This window comes from Microbulbifer variabilis ATCC 700307, from assembly GCF_000380565.1.
Taxonomy (GTDB): Bacteria; Pseudomonadota; Gammaproteobacteria; order Pseudomonadales; family Cellvibrionaceae; genus Microbulbifer; species Microbulbifer variabilis.
In genome coordinates this window covers 14800-41409 of sequence record NZ_AQYJ01000025.1, presented here as the reverse complement: position 1 = coordinate 41409, position 26610 = coordinate 14800, and the positions used below count along the sequence as shown (strand labels likewise).

At 47.9% G+C, this 26610-nt stretch carries 26 protein-coding genes and 2 pseudogenes; 24 read left to right on the top strand and 4 right to left on the bottom strand.

Annotation, left to right across the window (positions count from 1 at the left end; all coding sequences use genetic code 11):
• The first annotated feature begins 9 nt into the window (after positions 1-9).
• From G367_RS0108965 to G367_RS0108930, 8 genes are read left to right on the top strand one after another with little or no spacing between them, the layout of a single operon-like run.
• The gene (locus G367_RS0108965; protein WP_020412786.1) at positions 10-1320 is read left to right on the top strand and encodes a Ni/Fe hydrogenase subunit alpha; all 1311 of its coding nucleotides are present in this window, start codon (positions 10-12) and stop codon (positions 1318-1320) included.
• Entirely contained in the window at positions 1298-1801 is a 504-nt protein-coding gene (locus tag G367_RS0108960) for a hydrogenase maturation protease (RefSeq protein ID WP_020412785.1), read from the top strand. The genes G367_RS0108965 and G367_RS0108960 overlap by 23 nt, the downstream gene beginning before the upstream one ends.
• Positions 1783-2055, top strand: coding sequence for a hydrogenase/urease maturation nickel metallochaperone HypA (locus G367_RS0108955; protein WP_020412784.1), 273 nt, complete (start codon positions 1783-1785; stop codon positions 2053-2055). The genes G367_RS0108960 and G367_RS0108955 overlap by 19 nt, the downstream gene beginning before the upstream one ends.
• Complete coding sequence (gene hypF, locus G367_RS23440) at positions 2045-4351, top strand: carbamoyltransferase HypF (RefSeq protein ID WP_020412783.1); 2307 nt, start codon at positions 2045-2047, stop codon at positions 4349-4351. The genes G367_RS0108955 and hypF overlap by 11 nt, the downstream gene beginning before the upstream one ends.
• Before the next feature lie 5 nt (positions 4352-4356).
• Positions 4357-4605: a HypC/HybG/HupF family hydrogenase formation chaperone gene (locus G367_RS0108945; RefSeq protein ID WP_020412782.1), complete on the top strand. Its 249-nt coding sequence runs from the start codon at positions 4357-4359 to the stop codon at positions 4603-4605.
• Positions 4602-5732, top strand: a complete 1131-nt coding sequence (hypD, locus tag G367_RS0108940; protein WP_020412781.1) for a hydrogenase formation protein HypD — start codon at positions 4602-4604, stop codon at positions 5730-5732. Before G367_RS0108945 ends, hypD begins: the two co-directional genes overlap by 4 nt.
• Complete coding sequence (gene hypE / locus G367_RS0108935; protein WP_026305020.1) at positions 5695-6732, top strand: hydrogenase expression/formation protein HypE; 1038 nt, start codon at positions 5695-5697, stop codon at positions 6730-6732. The genes hypD and hypE overlap by 38 nt, the downstream gene beginning before the upstream one ends.
• Before the next feature lie 45 nt (positions 6733-6777).
• Positions 6778-7410 (top strand): LysE family translocator, encoded by a 633-nt coding sequence (locus G367_RS0108930; protein ID WP_020412779.1) that lies wholly within the window; start codon positions 6778-6780, stop codon positions 7408-7410.
• A 3-nt stretch (positions 7411-7413) separates the two neighbouring features.
• On the opposite strand, the gene G367_RS0108925 is transcribed toward G367_RS0108930, so the two are convergent.
• Positions 7414-7983, bottom strand: coding sequence for a carboxymuconolactone decarboxylase family protein (locus G367_RS0108925; protein ID WP_020412778.1), 570 nt, complete (start codon positions 7981-7983; stop codon positions 7414-7416).
• Positions 7984-8167: 184 nt separating this feature from the next.
• The gene (locus G367_RS0108920) at positions 8168-9520 is read right to left on the bottom strand and encodes a hypothetical protein (RefSeq protein WP_020412777.1); all 1353 of its coding nucleotides are present in this window, start codon (positions 9518-9520) and stop codon (positions 8168-8170) included.
• 538 nt (positions 9521-10058) lie between these two features.
• Between G367_RS0108920 and G367_RS0108910 the strand changes: the two genes are divergently transcribed.
• Together G367_RS0108910 and G367_RS0108905 are read left to right on the top strand one after the other, a co-directional pair.
• Positions 10059-10781, top strand: coding sequence for a hypothetical protein (locus G367_RS0108910; protein WP_157533437.1), 723 nt, complete (start codon positions 10059-10061; stop codon positions 10779-10781).
• A 113-nt stretch (positions 10782-10894) separates the two neighbouring features.
• A complete protein-coding gene (locus tag G367_RS0108905) occupies positions 10895-13627 on the top strand; it encodes a cation-transporting P-type ATPase (RefSeq protein WP_020412774.1) in 2733 nt (910 codons plus the stop codon).
• 227 nt (positions 13628-13854) lie between these two features.
• Here G367_RS0108905 and G367_RS25010 read toward each other — a convergent pair whose 3' ends face one another.
• The gene (locus G367_RS25010; RefSeq protein ID WP_169337102.1) at positions 13855-15072 is read right to left on the bottom strand and encodes a M12 family metallo-peptidase; all 1218 of its coding nucleotides are present in this window, start codon (positions 15070-15072) and stop codon (positions 13855-13857) included.
• Between the two features lie 433 nt (positions 15073-15505).
• On the opposite strand from G367_RS25010, the gene G367_RS0108895 reads away from it, so the two are divergent.
• Positions 15506-16279, top strand: a complete 774-nt coding sequence (locus tag G367_RS0108895; protein WP_020412772.1) for an SDR family NAD(P)-dependent oxidoreductase — start codon at positions 15506-15508, stop codon at positions 16277-16279.
• Between the two features lie 237 nt (positions 16280-16516).
• Here the strand turns inward: G367_RS0108895 and G367_RS25005 are convergent, their stop codons facing one another.
• Positions 16517-17005, bottom strand: a complete 489-nt coding sequence (locus G367_RS25005; protein ID WP_020412771.1) for an SRPBCC family protein — start codon at positions 17003-17005, stop codon at positions 16517-16519.
• A 573-nt stretch (positions 17006-17578) separates the two neighbouring features.
• Here G367_RS25005 and G367_RS26775 point away from each other — a divergent pair.
• From G367_RS26775 to G367_RS24995, 13 genes and pseudogenes are all read left to right on the top strand, one after another.
• Positions 17579-17929 (top strand): annotated as a pseudogene (locus G367_RS26775) (NAD(+)--rifampin ADP-ribosyltransferase); the annotation flags it as partial.
• Positions 17930-17944: 15 nt separating this feature from the next.
• A pseudogene (gene arr / locus G367_RS26620) lies at positions 17945-18325 on the top strand (NAD(+)--rifampin ADP-ribosyltransferase); the annotation flags it as partial.
• Positions 18326-18585: 260 nt separating this feature from the next.
• A complete protein-coding gene (locus G367_RS0108875; protein ID WP_020412768.1) occupies positions 18586-18930 on the top strand; it encodes an ArsR/SmtB family transcription factor in 345 nt (114 codons plus the stop codon).
• Between the two features lie 312 nt (positions 18931-19242).
• Complete coding sequence (locus G367_RS0108865; RefSeq protein WP_020412766.1) at positions 19243-19716, top strand: SRPBCC family protein; 474 nt, start codon at positions 19243-19245, stop codon at positions 19714-19716.
• A gap of 108 nt (positions 19717-19824) precedes the next feature.
• Positions 19825-20469 carry a dihydrofolate reductase family protein gene (locus G367_RS0108860; RefSeq protein ID WP_020412765.1) on the top strand — a complete coding sequence of 215 codons (645 nt, stop codon included), beginning with the start codon at positions 19825-19827 and terminating at the stop codon, positions 20467-20469.
• Between the two features lie 53 nt (positions 20470-20522).
• A complete protein-coding gene (locus G367_RS0108855; protein WP_020412764.1) occupies positions 20523-20915 on the top strand; it encodes a YciI family protein in 393 nt (130 codons plus the stop codon).
• Between the two features lie 19 nt (positions 20916-20934).
• Positions 20935-21402, top strand: a complete 468-nt coding sequence (locus tag G367_RS0108850) for a VOC family protein (protein ID WP_020412763.1) — start codon at positions 20935-20937, stop codon at positions 21400-21402.
• 37 nt (positions 21403-21439) lie between these two features.
• Positions 21440-22066, top strand: a complete 627-nt coding sequence (locus tag G367_RS0108845; RefSeq protein WP_020412762.1) for a YdeI/OmpD-associated family protein — start codon at positions 21440-21442, stop codon at positions 22064-22066.
• Positions 22067-22217: 151 nt separating this feature from the next.
• On the top strand, positions 22218-22634 hold the full coding sequence (locus G367_RS0108840) for a cupin domain-containing protein (protein ID WP_020412761.1): 417 nt from the start codon (positions 22218-22220) through the stop codon (positions 22632-22634).
• A 65-nt stretch (positions 22635-22699) separates the two neighbouring features.
• Complete coding sequence (locus G367_RS0108835; protein WP_020412760.1) at positions 22700-23182, top strand: VOC family protein; 483 nt, start codon at positions 22700-22702, stop codon at positions 23180-23182.
• Between the two features lie 50 nt (positions 23183-23232).
• Positions 23233-23922: a DUF899 domain-containing protein gene (locus G367_RS0108830; RefSeq protein ID WP_051089496.1), complete on the top strand. Its 690-nt coding sequence runs from the start codon at positions 23233-23235 to the stop codon at positions 23920-23922.
• Between the two features lie 215 nt (positions 23923-24137).
• Complete coding sequence (locus tag G367_RS0108825; protein ID WP_020412758.1) at positions 24138-24707, top strand: dihydrofolate reductase family protein; 570 nt, start codon at positions 24138-24140, stop codon at positions 24705-24707.
• 746 nt (positions 24708-25453) lie between these two features.
• Positions 25454-26350, top strand: a complete 897-nt coding sequence (locus tag G367_RS24995) for a peroxiredoxin family protein (RefSeq protein WP_020412757.1) — start codon at positions 25454-25456, stop codon at positions 26348-26350.
• The last annotated feature ends 260 nt before the right edge of the window (positions 26351-26610 follow it).

The window sequence follows — 26610 nt, the reverse complement described above, 5'->3', positions numbered from 1 at the left end:
TTATGAAGAGTGTCGGGTAAAGGCAAAACCATCAAAGTTGATTATCTTGCGCGGGTTGAAGGCGAGGGGGCGCTCTTTATTCGATACGATGATGATCAAGTGCACGATGTTCAGCTGAAGATCTTTGAGCCTCCGCGTTTTTTTGAAGCCTTCTTGCGCGGACGTGATTACACTGAGGCTCCCGACATTACTGCCCGCATATGTGGCATCTGCCCAGTGGCCTACCAGATGAGTGCCCTACATGCTATGGAAGATGCTCTGGACTTGGTGCCCACGCCAGAGCTAAGGACCCTGCGCCGGTTGCTCTACTGCGGGGAATGGATTGAGAGCCACATGTTGCATGTCAGTATGCTGCATGCGCCAGACTTCCTCGGTTACCCCAGTGCTGTAGCTATGGCCAAGGGTCACCCGGAGATAGTCCGCCAAGCTCTCGAGATAAAGAAAGCAGGCAATGCGCTGCTGCGACTGCTTGGAGGGCGGGAGGTCCACCCGATCAATGTCCGGGTTGGAGGCTTCTATCGAACACCTATTCCGGAGCAATTCGAGAGCTTGCGCGAACAGCTATTGGCCGCTCGTGATTTAGCCGAGCAAATGTGTCGATGGTCAGCTAGATTGCCATTCCCGGAAAACAACCAGGAGTTTGAGTTTGTTTCCTTAGTCAATCCAGACGAATACCCGATGAATGAAGGTCGCATTCAATCGAGTAGAGGACTGGATATTTCAGCAGGTGACTATGAGCAATATTTTCGTGAAGAGCAGGTACCGCACAGCACCGCTCTTCACAGTATTCTGATCGAACGCGGCGCCTACCTGGTCGGGCCAATGGCGCGCTTCAATCTTAACTATTCCCGCCTCTCTTCGAGGGTCAAGCAAGTGGCAGAAGAGCTGGATTTTAGGCCGCCCTGCACCAACCCATTCAAGAGCATTGTGGTGCGTTGCCTGGAAGTGCTTTATGCCTTCGATGAGGCACTGCGGATTATCGAGAATTACCAGCCTCCAGCCCATCCCTACCTCACCGTCAAACCACGGAAGGCCAGTGGCTGCGCCGCTACCGAAGCTCCACGTGGACTTTTGTACCACCGCTACGGCATCAACGCACAGGGCAAGATAACCCACGCAAAAATTGTTGCTCCCACTTCACAAAACCAGAAAACAATCGAGCAAGACCTGCGCCTGATGCTGCCAAAGTTTATGCACTTGCCGGAGGACCAGTTACAAGGTTTATGTGAGCGCGCCATTCGTAACTATGACCCCTGTATTTCCTGCTCAACCCACTTCCTGCAGCTACATTTGCAACATGACCAACCAGGAAGTCTCTGAACGCTGGTTACTCATCAGCCTGGGCAATCGCTTTCGCAGCGATGATGGAGTAGGTCCCTTTTTACTTCAAAAGTTAAAAGCATCCCTAGGCCATGCTGCAGAATTCTATGAAAGCGGCGGGGATATGGTTGGTCTACTGGGGCAGTGGAAAGATCGCCGGGTTTGTCTGGTAGATGCGGTTCAAGTGAGTGGGCGGAAGCAGGGAGATTTAATCCGTGCCAATGGATTGGCAGACTTGCTGGCCCCCAGCTTGTGCAATACCTCCAGTCATGGCTTCAACCTGAAAGAGGCCATAGAGCTGGGAAAGAATGTACGGCTACTGCCCCGACGGCTGGAGATTTTCGCTATATGCGCAGAGAACTTTACCTGCGGTAATCGCCTCTCGGCTGAAGTAAAGAGGGGGGCAGTTCTCGCGGAGCAACAAATCACTGAACTTGTACAGGCTGACAATGGAGGTCAGCAATGCACGAACAATCACTGATTAAGAACCTGATCGAAAAGATTCAACAACTTTCCGCCGCTGAAGATGGCAAGGTTGTTGGGGCTAAGTTGCGCCTTGGGGCACTGGCACATATTTCACCAACACACCTTCGCGAGCACTTCGAGCAGGAAATTTTCGGTACTGCCCTGGAAGGTTTGCGCCTGGAAATTGAGGTACTCACTGATATCCATCATGCCGAGGCCCAGGACATTATCCTGGAGAATCTTCAGTTTGAGGCCAAGGATGGACAATGAACGCCAGCAAGTAGAAATTACAGGTTTGGTGCAGGGGGTTGGATTCCGTCCATTTATCTATCGCTTGGCCAGGGAATGTAAACTCAATGGTTGGGTGGTCAACCATAGTGGTGGCGTGCGGCTAGAGGTAGAAGGCGATCCCCTGAATATAGCGGGGTTTTTGCGCAGGGTCCCGGATGAAAAACCACCTCACAGTCAAATCCTTAGTGTCCTCACCAAACTCGTTCCTATAAAAGGGGACAGCGGGTTTGAGATACGTGCAAGTGCAAAGGATGCAGAAAAGTCCACCCTTATCCTTCCGGATCTAGCGCCGTGCAATCACTGCCTGGCCGAATTGGCAAACCCCAACGACCGGCGTTATAACTATCCGTTTATCAACTGCACCCTGTGCGGCCCACGCTTCAGCATTATCGATAAGCTCCCCTATGATCGGGCCAATACCACCATGTCTGCATTTCCCCTTTGTGACAGTTGCCACAAAGAATATACAGACCCTTCCGATCGCCGTTTTCATGCTGAGCCCAATGCCTGCCCGGAATGTGGCCCGCAACTGGAATTATCTGATGGCACAGGCAAAGTGCTGGCTCCAAATGAGCACGCTCTGGAACGAGCCGTGACGGAGATATCCAGCGGACAGATCGTTGCGTTAAAAGGTGTTGGTGGCTTCCAATTGCTTGTAGATGCAGCTGATGGCGCAGCACTGGAGAAGCTGCGTAAAAGGAAACAGCGTCCACACAAACCCTTTGCGCTTTTATATCCTTCACTGGAAGCCGTACACCGGGATTGTGAGGTTTCCAAAGTGGAAGCCGACTTACTTACGTCTCCCGAAAGGCCGATTGTTCTACTAGCGGCAAAAGCTGATGCCGGGCAGCGAATACATAACCTGGTAGCTCCTGATTCCCCAGAATTGGGGGTGATGCTTCCTGCTTCGCCTTTACATCAGCTCTTGGTCCAGACATATGGTGCACCGCTGGTTGCTACCAGTGGAAATCTGGCCGATGAGCCAATCTGTACTGAAAATAATGAAGCACTGACCCGGCTTGGCAAAATTGCCGATTGTTTCCTTATGCATAATCGCGGGATTTTGCGCCACCTTGATGATTCCGTACTCAGGGTGATTGATAATCGTCCTGTCATGCTGCGCCGAGCCCGTGGTTTTGCGCCTCTTCCACTCATGCGCCCACAAATTACGCAGGAAAGTACTGAGCACCCAGCCATTTATTTGGGGTTGGGAGCAGATCAAAAAAATACAGTGGCCCTATCTCATTCCGGTTGGATCTATTCCAGCCAACACATTGGTGACTTGGAGAACGCCACCAGTGTTGAGCGCTTCGACAAAACCATCGAGGATCTGACTGCCTTTCAGCAGTGCGAGCCACATACCCTGGTTCACGACTTGCACCCCGGCTTTAACTCTCATCGCTGGGCGCTTAGTAAGCCAACCCCAAAACTCGGTGTGCAACATCATATTGCGCACTTTTTCTCCTGTATGGCAGAGCATAACCACAGTGGCCCCGCACTTGGTATTTGTTGGGATGGCACTGGTTATGATATTGACGGTGTGGTTCGCGGAGGCGAGTTCCTTTACTGGAATGGCGATTCTGACGTCAAAAATATTGCCAGCCTGCGGACTTTTCCTTTGCCTGGTGGTGAGAAAGCCGTACGTGAACCACGACGGTCCGCAGCCGGGCTATTGTACGAAATATCCGGCTTCGTGGCCCTGCAGCACGATTTAATCAAACGTTGTTTTTCCCGCGGTGAGCGGCAAAACCTGGTCACTATGTTGAAAGGGGAAATTAACAGCCCACAATGTAGCAGTGCCGGCCGTTTATTTGATGCTGTTGCCGCTCTGCTTGGTCTCAGAAGCCATACCAGTTATGAAGGGCAGGCTGCACAGGCATTGGAGCACTCGGCTCGCGGTATCCAAAGCCGGGATGCCTATCCATTCGATCTGCAAAAGCGGGGCAACCGCTGGCAACTAGACTGGGCACCCAGTGTCAGTGCGTTAATTTATGATGAAGGAAGATCCTTACCGCAGCGCGCAGTGGCATTTCACAATACCTTGGCCCAGATGATCCTGTCTGTAGCTGGAGAAGTTGCTGAGCCGCAAATTTTTTTGTCGGGTGGGGTTTTCCAAAACAAGCGGCTGACAGAAACGGTTACCTCTCTGCTTCAGCGGTACAACTTTACGGTGCACTCACACAGCCAGGTACCTCCAAATGACGGAGGTATTGCCCTTGGCCAGGTGTACTACGCCCACTGCATGGCCGCTGCCGGCCAACCACTGGGAGGTTAAGCACTATGTGCCTGGGGGTCCCCGGCCTGGTAGAAGCAATCACCGGCAACTCGCCGCTGGAACGCATGGGCAAGGTACGATTCGGCGGTATAGCACGGGAAATCAACTTATCGCTGGTGCCCGATGCACAAGTCGGTGACTACGTGATTGTCCATGTGGGAATCGCTATCAGCCAGATTCAGGAAGCAGAAGCCGAGCGGGTGTTTCGTTACCTGGATGCTCTGGACGAGTCAGGCACCCTGGAGAGGCCATGAAATTCCTTGATGAGTATCGCCAAAGCGATAACATTCGGAAAATAGCTACAGAAATCCGCAAAGTCACCACAAAGCCCTGGACGCTAATGGAGGTCTGCGGTGGCCAGACCCATGCGATCGTTAAGAATCGTCTGGACCAATTACTCCCCAAAGAGCTGGAGCTGGTTCATGGTCCCGGCTGCCCGGTTTGTGTGACCCCTCTTGAAATGGTCGATCGCGCAATTGCCATTGCATCCATACCTGAAGTTATCTTCTGCTCATTTGGAGACATGTTGCGCGTACCGGGTTCAGAAAGTGATCTGCTTGCAGTCAAAGCCCGGGGTGGCGATGTCAGAATTGTCTACTCACCACTACAAGCAGTGCAGATTGCCGAGCAAAATCCATCCAGGGAAGTGGTCTTTTTCGCGGTAGGGTTTGAAACCACTGCAGCAGCCAATGCGATAGCGGCTTCCCAAGCCCTACATAAAGCACTGGATAATTTTTCCATGCTTGTGTCGCAATTTCTGGTTACACCAGCAATTGATTCCATTTGCTCCTCACCAGAATCGCGTGTGCAGGCTTTTCTCGCAGCGGGCCATGTTTGCTCAATCACCGGTTATGAGCGATACCTGCCACTCGTACAGAGGCACCATATCCCCATTGTTGTTACCGGATTTGAACCTCTTGATATCCTTGAGGGAATCCTGATGTGCATCAGCCAACTGGAGCAGGGTGCTTACCGCGTACAAAACCAATATCTGCGCGCGGTAGAGCAAGCTGGCAACCGGCAAGCACAGGAACTGATAAGGAGAGTTTTTAAGGTTTCAGCGCAGCAATGGCGTGGTGTTGGCTGGATTCCCCAGAGCGGCCTTGTGTTTAATGATGCGTTCGCCGCACTGGATGCCAAGTCAAAATTTGATCTCATACGCATTAGCACTGCCGAGTGTCATCAATGTATCAGTGGCGAAATTATGTTGGGCCAGAAAAAACCCAAAGATTGCCCCCACTTTGGAAAGGGGTGCCGCCCGGAGCAGCCTCTGGGTGCTCCAATGGTCTCTTCAGAGGGCGCCTGCTCCGCCTATTATCGCTACAGCCAACAGGAAAAACCCCGTGAACATCCAGTGTCCGTTGCCCACAAAAACGGATGAGATCGTCAAGCTTGGCCACGGCAGTGGCGGAGAGATGACGCAGCGTCTGCTTAAAAACTATATCCAGCCATTATTTAATAATTCCTGGGTATCGCAAGCCCATGACAGCGCAACTCTTCCCTGGGATGCCGATAGGTTGGTCTTTACCACCGATTCCTTTGTAATCACTCCACTATTTTTCCCCGGCGGCAACATCGGTGAGCTAGCGGTGTATGGCACCGTAAATGACCTGGCAATGGGAGGAGCTGAAGCGAAGTTCCTCAGCTGTGGGCTCATTTTGGAAGAGGGACTGCCACTGGCAATACTGGAAAGGGTGCTGATATCAATGGCAGAAGCAGCCAGTAAAACCGGAGTGAAGCTGGTTACCGGCGATACCAAAGTGGTGGAAAGAGGCAAAGGTGACGGTATCTACATCAATACCAGTGGAGTCGGCGTCCTGGAGAGCAATCAATCTATAGACCCCAGTCGTATCCGCAGTGGGGATCTGATTCTGCTTTCGGGAGATATTGGTCGTCATGGAATCTCCATAATGGCCAGCCGCGAAGGCCTTGAATTCGAAAGCAGCCTGGCGAGTGATTGTGCTCCCCTCAACGGCGCTGTATCCAAACTGCTGCGGGCCGGGGTTGAAATCCACTGCCTGAGGGATCTTACTCGTGGCGGATTGGCTACTGCACTGGTTGAATTGGCGGAGAGTTCCAACAGGAGCTTTGTATTGGAGGAAAGCAGCATCCCCATTAGTGAGGCAGTGCAGGGAGCCTGTGAAATACTGGGGTTAGATCCACTTTATGTTGCCAATGAAGGGCGCTTTGTAGCCATCATTCCCGAAAGCGCTTCCGAATTGGCTATCGCAACCCTGCGTGAAACTGACGTGGGTACGTCTTGCGAAATCATAGGTCGTGTTGAAGGCGAGGGCTACGCCCAGGTAATACTGCGGAACAGCCTGGGTTGTGACCGTTTGTTACAGCGATTACCCGGAGAACAGTTGCCGAGGATTTGTTAAACGCTAGAATCGCTGGCAGGGAAAATTGCCAACTGATAACGCACAATGACTATCTCAGCTTCCTTTGCTTTATTCGCTTCAATGCTGGTGCTAGCCCTTATTCCAGGGCCTGGCGTGTTGGCAGTGATATCCCGCAGCCTTACATTAGGCCTGCGTCAGGGCCTGATCGCTGCAGCCGGAATTGTTGCAGGCGATTATTTATTTATCCTATTGGCTCTACTAGGGCTAAGCACATTGGCCGAGGCCATGGGTAGCCTCTTTGTCATCATTAAATATGCGGGAGCGGCATTCCTTATCTGGCTCGGAGTGAACCTGATTCTCACTTCTGGTAAAGGGAAGGCCATCAAAAATGAAGAGAAAGTACCAGAATCAAGTGGTGGCGGTATCTTTTCGAGCTTTTTGTTAGGCCTGCTAACAACCTTGGGCAACCCGAAGGCTATCCTTTTCTATGCGAGCTTTTTCCCAGCATTTCTCGACCTGACCAGTGTTACTTCAACCGATATCTTCGCTATCTTCACGATAGCAACATTGTCAGTGGGCAGTGTTATGGCAGGTTATGCCTACTTTTCCATCAAGGCAAAGCTCTCATTCGGAAATTCAAACAAGGCGCCTGCTCTGAAGTGTGGTTCAGGAGCTTTATTGATTAGTAGTGGAATTTTTGTTGCAGCCAGAGGCTAAGACCTAAGTATCTTCACTGGGAATAGCAACATCAAAGCCATTTAGAATCGCTGATAACTGGTGATATCCAGCTATCAGGAAGATCAGCTCTGCAGCCCCATCTTCCCCAAATTCGTCCACTGCCATTATCCAGGTGGCCTCAGGAAGCCTGCCTCCAGAGGCAAGCGAGGTAGCAATGCTGTAGGCGATCCCTTCATCCCGGGTCAGGTCGTGGGGACGCTGCCCTGCAGTAATGGTGGCAATTTTATCCGAATCCAAGTGAAGGCTTTCACCGATAGCAGTGTGAGAATAGAGTTCATATCCCGCCTTAAAGTGAGCGCCGGTGGCTAGGATGGCAACTTCCCGAGCCAACTTTGGAAGCTTGGGTTTAGCGGCAATGGCTTTGATATTTTCCCACCAGGGTTTGCCAAATTGCGGATAGTAGAGAGCCGGTGCCCAAGGGCCAAGCAGAGCACCATCCCTACGTTTTTTGACGAATCCAGAGAAGTAGCCACTCATTTCATCGCTCATGTCGTCGTAGAGAGGTATCTGCTCTTCGTTAAGATCATCTGGAGAGATAGCGGGAATACGCATAGATGAGTTCCTTAGAAGTCGTGCCTAGTCCTTAATTTTGATTGGATAAAGTCTAGCTGGCGAATTTTAAGGATAACGACAAATATCTCGCCTCTTAACTCTCTCGCATATGAGGGTGAAAGAAGGGGGGAGGGGTTAGAGAGCCTAACCACATGGTGGTGGTTAGGCGAAGAACATAAAGTTATTAGTAGTCGACAGTTGTTATAACGAAGTCACCTTCCGACGTACCCTCGCTATCCTGGTCGGTGTAAGCAATCCAGGCAACCGTTTCACCAGCAACCGCTAACTTATCCTTTAATGTTAGGGATTCCACCATATTGCGCGGCACGTCAAAATGCCATTGGGAGCCCAGCGCCTGACACTCACTCTCTCCATCTGGCCATGCGCCTTTTGTTGTTGTCAGTGACCACATAAGGGGATAGTCTGCGGCACCATCATCCTTTAGATCGTCTGCATGCAAGGCACCATTTAAACGTCTTTTGCAGGCAAATACACTGGTTCGGTCGCACCGGCGGTCATTGAAGCGCCCATCACTTCTAATAGCGGCGCAGTCCTCACCTGTGCCATGGTCATTGGGCTCACCCTCGCCCCAAGACCATAGACCTTTATTTTGAAACCGGCTATCTGTGGCACTGACATCGTAGTGCTCTACCGTGTTGATGCCATCATCCCAATTGTCCAGGCTATCATCGTCGCCACTTTTCCAGTGCCGGTTCAATCCGCCCCAGCCATCAAATACTACATCGAATGTTTCATGATTATCATCGGTATCGCTGTCATTTTTTGTCCAGAAAAATACGAATCTTTTCTTGCCATTCAGGCCATCATGCTGCCGAATTTTTTCTCTTGATAGCTCACGGGAAGGAAGTGAGGTTCGCTTGTGATTAGCCACTTCAAGGCCGTTGGGAAAGTCCTCTTTATAGTCTTCCGGTGTGTAAATATAATCCAGGCCAATTTGGCTGATAAGATGATTTTTAAAAGTGGTTTGAGCACCAGAGGATACTGCATTTTCTATATGTACTATTACTGTTCGATTAGTGCCGTGTTGGTCTTGCTTATAGGCCCAGTCTCTCAAATCTCCCAGTACTGTTGCAATGGGGACACGCTGAGGGTCGAACCAGAAGTTACAATAAAATGATCCATGACAAAAAACCTGTTCACCACTGAATTGATGTAAATCCAATTCTATAATTTCCGCCCCAACATCAATCTGATCTTTTACCCTAAGGGATTGTTCTGCACCGACCCAGATTGCACCATAAGCATCAGAGTTATAACTATTATGTGTCGCCAATACCTGGGTGTAGCGAATGGGTGTTGAGTATGTAAGACGTCGCTGAAGCTCTAAGGCGTATTTAGCGTGATCATCGGTGCGTTGTTCAGTTTCATAATCGTAATAGAGATTGAACTGCACCAACATTGTGTACGGATCAGTTTCCGCTACAAGTGGCGAACCCATAAAAACAGTACTGACCATTAATGCCAAGCAAACCGATTGCAAGCGTCGAAACAACCATATTATGCGGATATTTTTCATTATTATTCCTGTTATTTTATTAGTGATTTCTAAACAGCTCTTACTGTGCTGTCTCATATGACTATTAAATGCTTATAGGTATTTGCTGTCGGTAACATTCGAAATGTCATACTGTATGACCGAAAGTACAACTGCCTTAACAAGTCGATACCTACAACTGGGATAATATCTAAAAGAGTCTGCAAAAAGATTAACTCACCCTGGAAGGTTTTTAGGTTTTCGTGAGAACTATTTCGCAAAATTAATATATAAAAAGAGAATATGAGTAATAACCAAGCTTCGCTTTCAATAAAAACTCTCCGTCAGTCTGATCTGGAAAGCCTTCCCTCTATCACTCAGTCTTTGGTTCTCAATAAGTAAATAGTGGTTGAACGTAAGGTTGAACATTAGTTTTGTCGGCAGGCAAATTGTAATCTTATAATTAGAGTTAGAACTTTCGAGCCTTTAAAGAGTCCTATCTCCAAGCTTACCGATCATCAGTTGCCTTTTGAAACAAGGATTTTGATCAAATTTACTGAGTATTTGGTCCACGAAGTAAATGGATTTAAACATAACGGCTTCTTTGTGCAGCAATAGCAAGACAACAATAAATGTCCGGCGACTGGCTATATCATTGGTTATTGCTGTTGCTGTGCATATAGGGCTGCTCATTATACCGATGTCAATTGCACCAGATACGTCACCAGGCATTGCATCTCCGCTTGAAATCAACTTGTCGGTGAATAAGAAAATAGAAGTACCCAGAACGGATGACACCGAACTACCTCCTTCCCATATAAAATCCCAGGAGCTTAAGGGTTATACCGCGGAAACAATCGGCAACAATGTAATAGAGGAAGCGCCTTCGACACCTAATATCAATGGCGGATCAATAACCAATGCAGATTCCTCTTCAACAATCAGTAAGCAAATCGATCAGCCGCAGAATCCTGATCACCTAGGTATGGAAAAGCCGACGCCAACATTAGAAGCATCTGGCGACTCTGAAACCAGAAGCCAACCCGCAGTTTTTGATCCGGTTTTAGAGAGAAAGCTAGCGCAGCAACGCAATAGAGTTCGGCGGCTTGAACGCACAGAAGCCATGTATACAACGACTACAGGCACTTTTGTTGAGGTTGGGGACCGATGTTTTAATGTTAAAGACTTGCCACCTGGAAACACAAATAGCGACTTAAATTCATGGTTTCGGGCTAAATGCCCCGATAATTCCAGGTCCAAGGCAGAAATTGACCGGCTGGCAGAGAAATATGGAATTCCTTAAATCTGCAGATAGACAACTCTAGCTCATGCATCCTGTATGTTGCACACCCCAGAAGGCTTCAGGTTATTGCTATTCTCAGCCGGAGATAAAATGGAATCCACCAGGGATTCGAGATGAGACCTGAGAAGAATTGGCATGCGTTGCCACAAAATGAAGTCCTTTCCGAACTGAAGACGACTTCAGCAGGTATTAGCGAAAGTGAAGCACTCGCAAGGCTCAAAATCTATGGGGCCAATCGCTTGCCAGCACTACCGAGGAAGGGGCTGCTGCGACGTTTTTTCTCGCACTTCGACAATATACTGATCTACGTTCTTCTGGGGGCTGCGTTTATCACCAGCCTGCTTCAACACTGGGTGGATACCGGGGTAATTCTCGCCGTGGTTGTCGTCAATGCCATTATCGGCTTTATTCAGGAAGGCAAGGCTGAAAAGGCGATGGATGCTATCCGGCATATGCTGGCACCGCGGGCTGGGGTATTGCGTGGTAACCAGAGATATACCGTTGATAGCGAGAAGCTGGTTCCCGGCGACATAGTATTACTTGAAGCTGGTGATAAAGTACCAGCGGATCTTCGGCTGTTGAAGACTCACGGTTTGCAGATCCAGGAGGCAATACTGACAGGGGAGTCTCTTGCCGTAGAAAAACGAACCAATCCGGTTGGCATCGAAACTGCACTAGGTGATCGTACCTGTTTGGCCTACAGCGGTACCAATGTTACCAGCGGGCAGGGCATGGGCGTGGTAGTAGCGACCGGAGCCCAAACTGAAGTCGGGCGTATCAGCAGTATGCTTGCCAGGGTCGAAACCCTGACAACCCCATTAGTGGAGCAGATGGGAATATTCGCTAAATGGCTCGCATTCTTTATCCTGGCAGTTGCCGCGCTCATCTTCGCCTTCGGGCTATTTGTTTTACATCACGATTTTTCCGAATTGTTTATGGCCGTCGTGAGTCTATCGGTGGCAGCCATACCGGCGGGCCTGCCGGCAGTATTGACCATTACGCTGGCAGTTGGCGTGCAGGCCATGGCGAGACGAAATGCCATTGTCCGCCGTCTTCCAGCCATTGAGACGTTGGGCTCGGTTTCGGTGATCTGCACAGATAAAACCGGAACCCTTACACGCAACGAGATGAACATCGTATCGGTGATCACGCTTCAGCACCGGTATACCGTAGAGGGCGTTGGTTATGAGCCACTAGGGGATATCTCAAACGAGAATAGTCCGACCTCCATATCAGGCCCTTCGCCTTTGCTCGAGTTGGCCCGCGTAGCAACCCTATGTAACGACGCAGAGCTTAGAAAACTCGAAGGTGTCTGGACTGTTGAAGGTGACCCTATGGAGGGTGCGCTTCTGGCGTTTGCTGCCAAGGCAGGAATGGATGGCGGGGAGGCGCGCCATCAATGGACTCGCACAGATATCATTCCCTTTGATTCCGCACACAAGTTCATGGCCACCCTGGACCATAACCATGAAAACCATGCGCTAATCGCTGTTAAAGGGGCACCAGAACAGATTCTGGGGATGTGTGAAAGCAGTCGTACCGCTGAGGGAGGCACTGCTCCGCTGAATGAGGCTTATTGGCAGGAATGGGTAAACGAACTTGCAGCACAAGGCTATCGGGTGCTGGCCTTGGCCACCAAGCCCGTAAAACCTGAACATACCGTATTGGAACAAACTGACCTGGATAATGCGCTGATCTTTCTCGGCCTGGTTGGCTTGATTGACCCACCCCGCCAGGAGGCGATTCTGGCAGTAGCGGAATGCCAAGGGGCCGGTATCCGAGTGAAGATGATCACTGGTGACCACAAGGCGACCGCCATAGCTATTGGGCAACAGATAGGCCTGCAAAACACTGAAAATGCGCTGACCGGTGTGGATATTGATAATCTCGACGATACGGTACTGGGAACAGAAGTGTTGAACGTCGACATCTTTGCCCGCACCAGTCCCGAACACAAATTGCGACTGGTAACTGCCCTGCAGGCCCACGGAATGACCGTTGCCATGACCGGTGATGGTGTTAACGATGCGCCCGCACTGAAGCGTGCCGAAGTCGGCATTGCGATGGGCAAAAAAGGGAGCGAGGCAGCCAAGGAAGCTGCGGAAATGGTGTTGGCCGATGACAATTTCGCTTCAATTGACGCCGCCATACGTGAGGGGCGTACGGTTTATGACAATATCAAAAAGGTAATCAGTTGGACCCTTCCAACCAACGCTGGGGAGGCCTCAACCATTATTGTGGCGCTGATGTTTGGTATGGTGCTGCCGATAACACCTGTTCAGATTCTGTGGGTGAACCTTATCACTGCGGTCACTCTCGGTATTGCCCTCGCTTTCGAGCCGACCGAAGAAAATACCATGTGCCGCCCACCTCGTCCTCGCAGCCAGCCACTGCTCACAGGCGTACTGATATGGCATATCGCACTGGTGAGCATCCTGTTTCTTTGCGGCGTATTCGGGGTCTACACCTATGCAATTGAGCGGCAGTATTCCCTCGACCTAGCTCGTACTATGGCAATGAATACACTGGTGGTAATGGAAATATTCCACCTTTTCTTTATCCGCAATATGTACGGTACTTCCTTAACATGGAAAGCGGTATGCGGAACCAGGGTCATATGGTTAGCGGTGATCGTAGTTACCATAGGTCAGTTCGCCATCACCTACTTCACGCCTTTGCAAGGCATCTTCTCCACCGAAGCCGTATCTCTACAGGATGGGATACTTATCGTTAGTGTAGGTGTTGCGCTGTTTGCAATTATCGAGATTGAGAAACAGATTCGAATACGCCTATCCCGTCCCTTGGATACCGGTGGTTCTCATCAAGGACCCGAGCTCGAATCGTGATATCAGAAATGACGTTGGTCAATGGGCTTTATCTTATCTAAAATCTGCTTTCGATTGGAATTGATTGATATGGTCAATGTATATGCAGTAATTTTCTCTGAGTGATGCTTATCTCCATCCAGCTCAGGTGGGATAGGAGAGGGTAGGATATGACAGCTCAGTTCTCATTGAAAATACAAACCGAGCTGTCAAACTACCCGCGAAAATAACTTTGAACGCTTTAGATATTACTCAGAAGCCTCAGATACCCTGAAGTTAGCAACTTCTAATGCTCGTTCATTTAAAACCCGGGCATTATCTTCCACATTAATAGAACCAGTGGTTTCACCATTGATAAATACACCTGGATTAGACCACTGCTGGATCCTTGGACCTCCAGTATTTGATGGGCAACCATAAGCCATTACTGTTCTCCATGTAGATGGCGTAGAGTTGCAATATCCGTGGCCATATGAAAAAGGCTCCATGCTGGGGTCACGTGTTATAATATGCCTTGCTCCGAATAGATGGCCAATCTCATGTGCAAAGCTGAAGTATCCAGCTGCACATCCTTCTCTGGCTAAGGCTAAAGCTGTAGATTCGGTTGCACCAATCTCTCTGGCTACGCCACAATAGAAATAACCAGAATTCCCGGTCAATACCATCATGATGTCCGCCTTATATGTTTCTCTCAGGCGAAGTAACTCAGATGTTTCTGGGTTTTCTGAGTTAGAGAAAAAATCTCTATCAACATAAAAGTCACCACTACCTTCATAACTTGTTTTGTATGAGTGTACAATTTCAACGGATGTATTTACATTACTATTTAAGAAGGAAATATTTGTTTCCTCTTCCAATAGATCCATATAAGCGACAACATCACCAGCGTCACTCTCAAAATTACTGGTATATGCGACAATAACAGTAATTTTTTCGGCTGAATCCAAAGACCCCAAGCTAGAATCAATATTTGAAGGTCTTTCGCCTACATCCATGGGGAAATCTTCGTAATAATTAATATCGTGATCAATCAGGGTAGCGGTAGGCACCTCTATGATATCTGTAGTATTACCTTCACCCGGCCTAACTTTGTATAGCTTTCCGGACATTTGTATAGACCCTACAACATTACCATTATTCTCGGCAATCGTTACAAAATCCCCTTTCCTCTGACCAAATGCAGCAAAAGAGATTCTATTTTTTTTCCTATTAACATTCTTGGTTTTAAATCGTGATAACTTACCATCTATGAGAACCTCCAACTCATCACCAGTTACTATTTTTCGCAACTCACCATTAAACCTTCCTCTTTTTACTATTGATTTTCTATTTTTCTGAGAATCTTTGAAATCTACCTGATCGGAATTGATTTCCTCCATCAAACGATATTTTCTACCGTCATCTGCCGGCAAATAAAGAGGTAACGTTAACAGCAAACAAAAAATGGATATTAAATAACTTCTCATAGGTCCTCTCCACATTATTCTAATAATGTTTAATATTTATAGGTGGTTCGTGTTGTCGTTTTATTTTTCAGTCCGGCATTAAGCCTCACCAGATATTATGAATCGCAATATAAAATTGCAATAAATTCCCAAAAGCATAGAGCCAAATGCTTCTTAATGTGAACCAATTTTATAGTCAGCCCTATATTGCCATCATCGTTATAGGGTTATGTCAATTGAGGTGATTCGCTAAGTCACACAGGGCCAGACTTGAATGCACTTAGTTTAATACGTGAAGCTTATTGGCATATGATAGGTCAACCACTTATTTTTCAAATGAATTTAATTAAGAGGCACCTCAGAATTTCTGCTTGATCAATAATACTGAACATATATATTCGAGCTGCTCTCGATTAATGTGTCTGAAATTTTATTTTGGTAGGACCCAAACATTATGAGTAATTTTTTTAGCTTGGAGAATAAAGTTGCTGTTATTACGGGAGGAAGCTCTGGGATAGGTTTGAGCACAGCAAAACGTTTTTATTTGGCAGGCGCAACAATTGTTATTGCAGCACGCAGAAGAGGAGAAGAAGTATTGCAGGAGGTTGGGGGAGGGCATTATATACAAACAGATGTTTCTATAGAGCCCCAAGTTGAAGAGCTAATGAAAATGACAGAAAAGAAATATGGGAGGATTGATATCGTAGTTAATTGCGCAGGAATTAATGAGGGCTACGGTTCACTATGCAATAGTAGTTATAGCTATTTTATGAAGAATTTTAAGGTTAATACTTTAGGGGTTTTCTATAGTATTAAGTATTCCGCGCCATATATGAAAAAAGGTGGGGCAATTATTAATATCGCGTCAGTTGCCGGAATATCAGGAGTACCTTATTTGGGGCCATATGTTGCTTCAAAGTCGGCGATCATTGGTATTACCAAAACGGCAGCGCTCGAATTGGGAGACAGGAATATTAGAGTTAATGCAGTATGCCCTACTTCAGTTGATACACCAATGGCTCATGCAAGAGGAGGGAAGCAACAGCTTGCAATGGAAAAAACCGCGGTTCCTTTGCAACGCATAGCAAAACCTGAAGAAATCGCAGCGCTTATACACTTCTTAGCAGCAAGTGACTGTGGATTTATAAATGGTCAAGCCATTAATGTAGATGGTGGTTATAGTGCTGGCCTTTCAATACCGGCTTTTAATGCTCTTTCTAATACTTGAAAGCAATTAAGTTGAGTCTGATGCTAGCTACTCACTAAGAAGTCAAAGCTATTAGTTCTGTTCAATGTGCTGAGAGACAGCCAACCTTAATTCCAGCCGTAGGGATGGAAAGTAAGAACGGCTGAACAATTATGTAAACTGACCACTGCAGTACGCTGACTTGCGTTTAGTCTAAGAATTAGTGAGCGTGGTAAGTTGTGTACAGACTCATGACTGCCATCAATATACCTTGCCATCTCAGATCAGATTTACCGATCCGGAAAATTGGGCGTCCATACTTCGAAGTGATTGGGCCCAGCTGACCACCGCCAACTCTGCGTAGTCAGGGTTAAGAAGTGTATGCGTAAGCGAAACGACAGTGCCAAGTTCACTGCTTCTGAACACAACTTCGACCAATGACGAATTCTTTTGCGGTTCTGTGCCATGTGGCAAGCTGAGATTGCAATGTTCATGGACCTCAAAGCTCAGTAACTTCGGTCTGTCGACGCAACGATATACTCCAGACATTACGCAAGAGCTGCCGTCTGGAGCTGTCATCTCAAAAGCAAAACTCCCGCCAACCTCTGCCGTGAGATTGAGCACGCGCGTAGTGAAACCGTCGGGGCCCCACCATTTTTCAACCATGCTCGGCGTAACCCAGGCAGTAAAGACCGCTTCCGGTGTTGCCCTGACCGTGTAGGAGATAGGTTTGGTTCGAACATTCGCTTGATAGGAAAAATCGATCACGATGATACCTTGTTCTTTTTATCAGGGGGGGGGCCTGCTTTCTGTTAACACTAAAACATATCTTTACTGCGCTCCAGAGATATCATGGCTACTTGGGGCTTATCCTCCTATATTCGGCCGTAAATAGTGACATGTTGACCTAATTTTGTTATCCACTATAGTTACCCTGTAGGCTAACTATAATCAATATGGCAACTCAGTTGTACCTCAGATAGCGCACTCATCAGTGTTTCAGCCCCTGGCAATCATTTTGCCCCGGGAGTACTGATTTAAGAGCTCACGTTGCCCGACAGGAAAGCAGGGGATGTGGCCAACAAACCATGATGGAAATAAAAATGCCGATATTGCTGCTCTCGAAAGCGCCGGTAAAGACGATTTTCAAAATATGACTAGATTGACGGAAAACCGGTCAGGTTAGGCGTTCATAAACAGGACCAACCTCTTATCTCGAAGAGAGGATTATTACAGTCTCCCAAATGTCTTAAGCGGTTGCCCAGGGCGTAATCGAAATTTGGTGGCTCATGATCTTAGGCCAATCATGACCAGTTCAAAATACATGGAGGTTCCTTAAGCATGAATGATAAACAGCCAAGCAGCGAATCAGAGAGCCATACGGTTCATTCTGGCATGAAGGAGTTTTACCACGGCTCCCGAAAAAATCTCAGCCCAGGAGATGTTGTCACGCCCGGCGGCCCATTTGGCATAGCAGGTGACAATGTTGAGACCTTGCATACCTACATGTCGCCCAATTTGGATGCAGCCATATGGGCCGCAGAACTCGCCGAAGGCAATGGACCACCGAAAGTGTATATCGTGGAGACGGAAGGTGATATAGAGGATGCGACCGAGCTTTTAGTTGAGAGTGCACCACGCCACCCTTATATGTCACATCGATCGAAAGGGCGGGTACGAGTTAAATCGGAAGTCCGTGAATGGACTTACTATCACGGAACGCGCGCGGACCTCGAAATGGGAGATATGCTTATGCCGGGAGGTAATCCGAATTTCGGCAAAAAGGCGCTCGGCCATATTTACCTCGCGCGAACACTTGATGCTGCGGTTTGGGGAGCGGAACTAGCGCTGGGTGACGGGCCAGAACGGATTTACATCGTCGAGGCGACGGGTCCAATCGAAGACGACCCCAATGTGACCAATAAAAGGTTTCCCGGTAACCCTACAAAGTCATTCCGGTCTCATAAACCTTTACGCGTTATCGGCGAGGTGAAGGAATGGCAGGGCCATCCTAAGGAAGCGCTAGAAGCCATGAAAGCCGGCATAGCAGAACTGGCCAAACAAGGCATAGGTCCTCTTGATGACTGACTGGATGGCAGGCTTGAACATACTGGCCATAAGCTTTTCACTGATGAACCTGAAAAGTTTTCATTGCCTTGATCGATAAGGTGATCCGGGTTGCTATCGGTATGTCAGCTTTTTCCTGCAGTAATTCTATTTCCACAACGGTGCATCCAAATAACGGCTGGTATAGGGATGGGATGAAGCACTTTTATTAGGGTGATTTTAACGGGCATTACCAAACTGCGGCCATTGCTTAACGATTTTACACCTATATACTTAGTCGAATGGGTAACAATCACGAAAATCTGAATACAGTCTTCCAAGCCTTAGCAGATCCAACGCGCCGCGCTGTCATTCAGCACCTGACCAGCGGACCGGCATCGATCACCGAGCTCGCTAAACCGTTTGAAATGGCACTACCTTCATTCATGAAGCACATTGGTGTGCTGGAGGATGCGGGTTTGATCCGATCCAAGAAAATTGGCCGCGTACGAACCTGCGAGATCAAGCCGAAGCAACTGACAGCTGCAGAAACTTGGATTAATAAACAGACGGCCCAGTGGGAAGGCCGAATGGCACGAATGGCGAGCTTTGTCGAAGCACTTGGCGCTGAAGGACAGGATGATTGAGTACGATAAAGATACAGGGTGCCACATTACAAGGCTGTAGGTCATCCCTCCATCCCAATAGCCGGCTACTTGATCTTCTGTTAAAGAAATAAAGGGCGTGATCGGTTCACATATCGCACCCCATTATGACATTGCCGATCATAGTTGTTATGTCGTTGCGCTTCACTTTGAGCAGATAGAGGTCAATTCTCTTACTCTTTTGCGCCACTAGTAAGTTATCCATTGACCTAACTGTTATTGCTTTTTATAGTTATCCAATCAGCTAACTATTAGTCGGTAGCCTGGGAACCGCTATTAAGCAAAGGGGCTAACATGAGCCAACAGTTATCGCACGACACCATATCCATCAGCAAAACAATCAAAGCACCGGCAGAGCAGGTTTTTTCAGCATGGGAAAACCCAAAAACCCGCTCATTATGGGGGGCACCCTCTAAGGATGAGGCAATCGAGTTTCTTCAAAACGACTTTCGCGCCGGAGGCCTTGACGTACATCGGTGCGGCCAAAAGAATGATCTGCAATTCCGGGTCGAAACACACTACTACGACATCCGTAGGCCGCATCGCCTGCTTTTTACCGAGCGTGTATATACAGACGACTCTTTATTGAGTGCCTCTCTGATCACCGTGGCGATTAGCGAAAATAAGCGCGCGACTGAACTCCAGGTGACGATACAGATCGCCTCTCTGGTCGGTTTGGGAATGATCGACGGAACACGCAATGGATGGCAGTGCGCTCTTTCTAATCTCGCCGCTTACCTGGAAGCAACAAGGGTGGAAGTCGAATAAAGAAGATCAATAACCTATCTCTTCAAGTCTCAATGGTGATTGAAAGCAATAGCCTAAGCACAACTTGCGACGCCATTTTGATCAACAAAATCACCAAGGAAGAACTGTGTGCGAAAAATCATTGTAAACACGTTTGTTAGTCTGGATGGCGTGATGCAGGCTCCCGGTGGTCCAGAGGAGGACACTTCAGGGGGCTTTGAGCATGGTGGATGGGTGGCGTCCTATTTCGATGAAGGTGTAGGTAAATTTATGGGGGATGTGTTCGCATCCCCATTCGAGCTGCTGCTTGGCCATCGGACTTACGATATTTTTGCTGCCTATTGGCCAAAAGTAGCTGCTGATCCTCCACCAGAAGGCGTTGATGATGGCGAAATCCAGATGGCTAAAAAAATCGATGGCACAACACGGTATGTCGCTTCACGCACGAAACCCGAATTTACCTGGGAAGGCAGCGAATGGCTGGGTAATGACCCGGTAGCACGACTTCGTGAAATCAAGGCCAGCAATGGTCCTGACTTACTGGTACCGGGCAGTGCTGACTTTATCCAGACTCTACTCAAAGCAGACCTGGTTGATCAGTTTAAATTGCTGATTTTTCCTTTGATTCTGGGCAAAGGAAAGCGCCTCTTTGGTGCCGGTGTAATCCCTATTGGGTTCCATGTACAACAATCTACGATGACAGACAGTGGCACTATTTGTGTGACCTATATGCGGGATGGAAGTATCACCACTGGAGATTTCTCCCTTCAATAAGATTAGCGCCGGCAGCCCAAATTCATGTTGGCGTAAATGAAAGGAAATTTTGAATGCTGGTTATGGTACTGATCAAAGCTACGGCGGCAAGTGAGGCAGGCAAATTGCCCTCACAGGCTGTTTGTAATGCGATGGACCGCTTTAATGAAGAACTTCTCGACGCCGATATCCGACGCATAGCGGTAGGCCTCAAGCCCACGGCAGAAGGGAAGCGTCTTGTATCTGATGGGAGTGCAATATCAGTAGTTGATGGTCCATTCCCGGAATTCGAGCAACTCGTATCAGGTTTATGGCTTTGGGAAGTACGTGATATTGAAGAAGCGATGGTATGGGCAGCTCGGTGTCCAAACCCTATGGAAGGTGCATATGAAATTGAAGTCCGCCCCCTTTATAAGACTTCAAGTTTAGATGGAATCAAAACGCAGAAGCTGACGTTGAGACAATAGCGAAAGGAGCTCGATAGTTATGCAACCCATCATTTACCTGACATTCAATGGAAACTGCCTTGAGGCGATGACGCATTATGCCGAGACACTCGGTGGCAAGATCTGGGGCACCCTCCTAAATGCAGATGCGCCCAACCCCGAAAGTAGAATGCCCGGTGGCGACGATATGGTTATGAATATGGCCATGACACTGGGCAGTGCCACCCTGATGGCTTCTGATAACTCCCGCGAAATGTACGAGAAACCGCAAGGTTTCCGTATTTTTATTCCGCCTAAATCGCTCAGGGAATTTGATCGTATCTATAACGTATTCTCAAAGGAAGCAAAAGCCATAGATTTGGCCCCCGTCGAAACATTTTGGGCTGAACGTTTTGCTTTACTCACGGATAAATATGGAACGCCATGGATGCTGAATTACGAGGGTTCAAAGACAGAAGCCGTAGGGGAGGGGGCATCAAAATCGGACTCCGGGAAAATGATAGTTTGATAGTGGGTGCGACTTTGCTCGTGCGGGACAACCAATTATGGCCATGATTTCAGATATCGCAGATTATTTTTCAAAAGGTTGTGGACGTTGTGAGCGTTTCGCAACGTCCGATTGCTCAACCCAGAAATGGAAACCTGGCCTTACGGATTTGCAACGGATTTGCCTGAGCATGGATCTGGAAGAGTCCGTTAAGTGGGGGCAGCCTTGCTATATATTTGCCGGTCGAAATATTGTCATCCTGGGGGCATTTCGAGAGGGATTCCTCATTAGCTTTATGAATGCTGCACTGATGAAGGATCATGAGGGTGTTCTTCAAAAGCGAGGCGCGAATACGCAGTATCCGCACATGATCCTCCTGAAGGCCAATGATCAGGTGGAAAAGCTTGCACCAATCATACGGGCTTATATCGAGGAAGCGAAAGGATACGCTAGAGCAGGTATTAAGCCCCAAAGAGCAGAACGCGATATCGAACTCCCTGATGAGCTGGTAGAAGCCATGGATGGAGATCCTGAGCTTGCAGAAGCGTTTCATGCATTAACGCCGGGGCGTCAGCGAAGCTATACCTTTAACCTTAGTTCAGCCAAGAAATCCGCTACACGCATTTCGAGAATAGCGAAGTTCCGCGAAAAAATAATTGCTGGCAAAGGCGCTATGGAACGATAAAAGCGAAGCATGGGTGAACATACCACGACTCACTATCGTGCAGAGCGGTCTTTGGTATAGCGCTGATTTGGCTAAGCGGTCCTAGACAATATTTTTCATGCTGAGTGAGGTAACAGAACATCCTCTTCGGGAGGAACGGAGGCCGTCATTCATGACTAATACAACAGGAGCAGGGATCTTTATCGAACCTGAACGCGGACGCAGTTACGATATGGGGCGCATTGCAGCAATTTTCAAAGCTGACGGTGAAGAGACCGCAAATCAATGCTCAGTGTCGGAATGGTGGATTGAGCCGAACACCAAAGGCTTCGGCGCGCACTCACATGAGGCTGAGATCGAACTGTTTTATGTGTTGGAAGGCACCATGTCTTTCCTGGTAGGCCAGCGGTGGCGCGATGCAAAAAAAGGCACTGTCATTTTGATCCCCCCCGGCGTCCAGCACGACTTTGAAAACCGTAGCAATCAACGCACCGGCGTTCTCAACGTTTACATTGGCGGACCATTTGAGATGAAGATGCCCAAAATCGTCGAATGGTTTGCAGAGCATCCGACGGAGGATGCGATATGACTGTAAATACCAAAGATTTTTATTAGAGCAAACAATCAAACTGTCCAAAACATAGGAGAATACATATGACCGAACTCGTAAACTGCCTGTGGTTTGACTATGGCGAAGCAAAGAAGGCGGCAGAATTCTACGCTGCAACTTTTCCAGATAGTCATGTAGACCGAGTTAATCGAGCGGTGACAGACTATCCCGGCGGTCAGGAAGGCAGTGAACTGACTGTCGAATTCACCGTACTCGGGCGCAAGTTTATTGGCGTGAACGGCGGCCCGCGTTTCACACCAAATGAATCGGTTAGTTTCATGGTTATCACCGGGAATCAGGAAGAAACCGACCGCTACTGGGAGGCGATCATCAGTAATGGTGGGCAGGAAAGCGCCTGCGGTTGGTGCAAGGATCACTGGGGCCACTCGTGGCAAATTACACCGAGACAACTTCTGGATCTGACAACGAACTCTGATCGTGACAAGGCGAAGCGTGCCTTTAAGGCGATGATGTCCATGAGTAAGATCGATATCGCCACGATCGAGGCGGCGGCCGAGGAGGTATGAGTTCATGGGGAAGTACTCTTCTCAACTTAACTCAAGATCTGGAGCTGATTATGGCTTTAATTCAGAGCAGGAAAACTAAGGAGATCTCCGGAGTCGTCCGGCAGATCCTGTCACCAGAGGCCTGGAAGGATGAACTCGCTGAACTCCGCAAAGCAGAAAAGGAGCTGACCCGAGCGCACGACCGGCTGGCAGAAAAGCGACGGTATTCGGGTTGGGTGAAGATCGAACAAAATTATGCCTTTGCGGGTCCAGGAGGCACTGCGACTCTGGCTGACTTGTTCGATGACCATTCACAACTAATCGTTTACCACCATATGTTGAAACCCGCTGATCCCAGCCCGTGCGAAGGCTGCTGCATGGTCGCCGATCAGATCCCTCATCTTGCCCATCTGCATGCCCGAGACACCTCTCTCGTCTTTGTTTCAAAAGCACCGATCGTTGAGATAGAGGCATTCCGGAAACGTATGGGTTGGGCAATCCCCTGGTATGAAACCAAGGACAGCTTCAACGCTGATTTCGATGTGGCTACCGGATTTGGTATCAACGTTTTCTATCGCGATGGAGAGGACCTCTATCGAACCTATTTCACTAACGGCCGAGGTGTCGAAACACTTGGCACGGTGTGGACTCTTTTGGATATCACACCGCTCGGCCGTCAGGAAAACTGGGAAGAGGCTCCCGACGGCACTCAGCAGACACAGCCGTATCATTGGTGGCGGAGGCACAACGAATATGGCTAATACGGGTGCCCGCCACACATCATCCAGCTACAACGGGAAGGATTCATCTGCTCATTTAAAAAAAGGGGTTAGCGGTATTCAATGGCGGTCTGCTCGCGGGCGTGCTGAATATTGGTTATGCACTTTATGCTGCAGTTGATTGCACGCGATCTCAAGGTTGCATTTTACGATTGTTGCTCAAGATTATGCTTGCGCTTGTTTAGGAGAAACAGGATATGAGGCGTTTAGTTGTTTGGAATGTGATGACGTTGGACGGGTACTTTGAAGGCACTACGCCCTGGGCGCTGGACCATCACGGAACCGTGTGGGGCGACGAGTTAGAAGCTTTCTCTCTTCAGCAGGGCGATGAAATCGGCACCTTGTTGTTTGGACGTCGCACCTACGAGGGGATGGCCAGTCATTGGCGGAATGAAACCGGGGCGGTTGCGGACATGATGAACTCACTTGAGAAAGCTGTCATCACGCGCACACTTGAGACCGCCGATTGGTCAAACACTCGCCTTTTAAAAGGCGAGGCCGTCGAACACGTTAGCAAGCTGAAGAAGGAGACAGGGAAGAGAGATATCTTCGTTTTCGGAAGCGCAGACCTTGTGGCTACTCTGCTCGCAAGGGGCTTGGTAGACGAATACCGGATATGTCTTGCACCCATCGTACTTGGAGCAGGCTCACCTCTCTTCAAAGCTGACGCCATCCAGAAGAATTTCGAGCTCATGCGGGCGGACACCCTTAAATCGGGCGGGGTGATCCTTCGCTACAAGTGCCAGCAGAAAGGTAGGGAAGTATAACAAATGGCAAAGTTTCTACTTTCTTTAGGGCGCATTAAGCCTTCAAGGAAATCCGTAGAATACTTGTATTCCAGCTGTCATATGGATTGATCGGTACAGTTCTAATAGCCGTCTATCTTATACCGGTGTAATCACCAATATTTATAATATTATGATAAGGCATTAACCTTTTTGGTTACCACTTGATTCGGATAGAAAGCGATACGACCATTAATTACTTTGGCAAAGTCAAATGCGGCTTTGTAGGTCCATGTAATAGTTGAAGTAGCTGGAGCGGACAATGGGGTGTCTTTCCCTCAATAGGGATAAGATTGGGGGTCAACCCATGATTATCATGCGGATCATCGTTGTCAAAGCAATATTGATAATTTCTTTTTCACTACTGTAGCTTCAAATATCTCATCGCTTGACTTATTGGCCATCCCATAGCAGATATGCAATGCAAGAGATATGTCCCCTCAGGTGGCAAAAGCGCGCATAAGGAGCTTACTCCCACAGGGCAAACAACTGAGGTCGCCTCTTATCAGGTCAGCTATTGAAAGCAGACATATCCCAGGAACCTCATATAATCCTAGATACATATTGATGTAAGTCCTGATATTTATGGCCATGGATCTATCGAGTAAGCTCGATTGTGTCCATTTGGGAAACTCTGTTCCTCTAATTAAGAGGATTATCAAATTAACACTGTGCACTATGGTAGATCACAAGTTTTGAACATTAACTAAATGCTTTAGGAGCTTGAAATGAAAACAAAACTTATCTTACCAATGATTCTATCCAATATGCTAAGTGGCATAGCGGCTGGCATCATGATCTATGTGTCTGGGGGCAACCCGATTTGGATAGGGGCACTTTTAGCAACTTTGCCTTTACCATTTTTCTTGATGGTAATAACAAATGTGTTCAGTATTTCAAGAACGTCAGAAAGATTACCGGTTATTCAGGTGATTAACTTTGCAGGTATTGCATTAGTTGCCTATACACTTTATTTCAATCAGGCTCCACTATCTTTGCTTCAATATGTTTCTGTTGCAATTACTGCTCTGGGCTTTGTGTCTCTTCATTGGTATATATGGTCATTTTCCTACTACAACCGTGGAAAGAGCAAAGCTATATCAAAAGGTCAGAAACTGCCTGAAATGCATTTTAATCGACTGGATGGAACTGATGTCTCTTCATCATCTTTTGGTGGGACCAAAACGCTATTGGTTTTCTTTCGAGCAAACTGGTGCCCATTCTGTATGAACCAGTTAAAAGAGGTAAAGAAGTATGCTGAAAAGTTGAAGCAATATGATGTGAGTGTGAAATTTATTTCAAATCAGGGCTTCGACAATTCACAAAATCTTGCGCGGAAACTTGACTTGCCTAATCACTTTGAAATTCTTCAAGATGAAGATCTGAAGGGAGCAAAAATTTTAGGTATTGAAGACATTGATGGTTCCCCTGTGGGAATGCCTGGGTATCCTAAAGATACGGTTATGGCGACAGTGATAGCTTTAGATGAAGAGGGTAAGGTGCTATTTGGCGATGAGACAGATAATTATCGGAGACGCCCAAACCCTACAACATTCCTACATGTTTTTGAAAGCTCAAAGCCGCAGACTTTAAAAGCTACCCCAACTCTTAAAAGTACTGCATAACAAAGCTTCTATTGATGTTTTTATAGAGGTTTTCTATTGGCCCATGGAGAGCGAAGGATCAGTTTCTAGCTAGCCACATTATTGGAGATTCGGAAATATTAACTGGATCAGGTAAAGATAGTGAGAGTGCCTTCAAATCAGCGGATATCGATTATATGAAGCAAGAATATTCTATCGAGCTAAGCAACAGGCATATCTTGTATCAATTGGTACATAGAAGACTATCACCTACTCATTTACCCCTTTCTATAATAGAGAGG

Coding starts and splice junctions, on each gene's coding strand:
- G367_RS0108850 (WP_020412763.1), top strand. CDS start 20,935: ATGCAACCCATCATTTACCTGACATTCAATGGAAACTGCCTTGAGGCG.
- G367_RS0108905 (WP_020412774.1), top strand. CDS start 10,895: ATGAGACCTGAGAAGAATTGGCATGCGTTGCCACAAAATGAAGTCCTT.
- G367_RS0108910 (WP_157533437.1), top strand. CDS start 10,059: ATGGATTTAAACATAACGGCTTCTTTGTGCAGCAATAGCAAGACAACA.
- G367_RS0108895 (WP_020412772.1), top strand. CDS start 15,506: ATGAGTAATTTTTTTAGCTTGGAGAATAAAGTTGCTGTTATTACGGGA.
- hypD (WP_020412781.1), top strand. CDS start 4,602: ATGAAATTCCTTGATGAGTATCGCCAAAGCGATAACATTCGGAAAATA.
- G367_RS24995 (WP_020412757.1), top strand. CDS start 25,454: ATGAAAACAAAACTTATCTTACCAATGATTCTATCCAATATGCTAAGT.
- G367_RS0108845 (WP_020412762.1), top strand. CDS start 21,440: ATGGCCATGATTTCAGATATCGCAGATTATTTTTCAAAAGGTTGTGGA.
- G367_RS0108955 (WP_020412784.1), top strand. CDS start 1,783: ATGCACGAACAATCACTGATTAAGAACCTGATCGAAAAGATTCAACAA.
- G367_RS0108830 (WP_051089496.1), top strand. CDS start 23,233: ATGGCTTTAATTCAGAGCAGGAAAACTAAGGAGATCTCCGGAGTCGTC.
- G367_RS0108865 (WP_020412766.1), top strand. CDS start 19,243: ATGAGCCAACAGTTATCGCACGACACCATATCCATCAGCAAAACAATC.
- G367_RS0108855 (WP_020412764.1), top strand. CDS start 20,523: ATGCTGGTTATGGTACTGATCAAAGCTACGGCGGCAAGTGAGGCAGGC.
- G367_RS0108840 (WP_020412761.1), top strand. CDS start 22,218: ATGACTAATACAACAGGAGCAGGGATCTTTATCGAACCTGAACGCGGA.
- G367_RS0108835 (WP_020412760.1), top strand. CDS start 22,700: ATGACCGAACTCGTAAACTGCCTGTGGTTTGACTATGGCGAAGCAAAG.
- hypF (WP_020412783.1), top strand. CDS start 2,045: ATGGACAATGAACGCCAGCAAGTAGAAATTACAGGTTTGGTGCAGGGG.
- G367_RS0108945 (WP_020412782.1), top strand. CDS start 4,357: ATGTGCCTGGGGGTCCCCGGCCTGGTAGAAGCAATCACCGGCAACTCG.
- G367_RS0108960 (WP_020412785.1), top strand. CDS start 1,298: ATGACCAACCAGGAAGTCTCTGAACGCTGGTTACTCATCAGCCTGGGC.
- G367_RS0108930 (WP_020412779.1), top strand. CDS start 6,778: ATGACTATCTCAGCTTCCTTTGCTTTATTCGCTTCAATGCTGGTGCTA.
- G367_RS25010 (WP_169337102.1), bottom strand. CDS start 15,072: ATGAGAAGTTATTTAATATCCATTTTTTGTTTGCTGTTAACGTTACCT.
- G367_RS0108925 (WP_020412778.1), bottom strand. CDS start 7,983: ATGCGTATTCCCGCTATCTCTCCAGATGATCTTAACGAAGAGCAGATA.
- G367_RS0108875 (WP_020412768.1), top strand. CDS start 18,586: ATGGGTAACAATCACGAAAATCTGAATACAGTCTTCCAAGCCTTAGCA.
- G367_RS0108825 (WP_020412758.1), top strand. CDS start 24,138: ATGAGGCGTTTAGTTGTTTGGAATGTGATGACGTTGGACGGGTACTTT.
- G367_RS0108920 (WP_020412777.1), bottom strand. CDS start 9,520: ATGAAAAATATCCGCATAATATGGTTGTTTCGACGCTTGCAATCGGTT.